General features: G+C 39.3%; 1 protein-coding gene. It reads right to left on the bottom strand.

All coding sequences use genetic code 11. The annotated features are described in order from the left end of the window. On the bottom strand, positions 1-262 hold a 262-nt coding region (locus CD138_RS13715; RefSeq protein ID WP_142380769.1), incomplete at both ends, for a hypothetical protein.

Consider the following 262-nt stretch of genomic DNA (forward strand, 5'->3'; position numbering starts at 1 on the left):
ATATGACTCGATGTTATAAATGTAACCGTGTTTAACACCTGCAAAGCGTACACCACTGGAAAGTGAACCTCCTGCAGGTTTTAATGTGTCATTTTGACGATGACGATTACCATCAATACTAAAGTTTTCGATAGCGATGTTTTCAGCATTACCGCCCATCGATAAATTTGTTACAACAATTGCGTCGGCAGGTGCATCATCAGCTAATTTAATTGTTGTAATACCTTTACCTTGACCAACAAGGCGTGTGTTGTTAGGTAAC

It is taken from the genome of Staphylococcus intermedius NCTC 11048, from assembly GCF_002902385.1.
Taxonomy (GTDB): domain Bacteria; phylum Bacillota; class Bacilli; order Staphylococcales; family Staphylococcaceae; genus Staphylococcus; species Staphylococcus intermedius.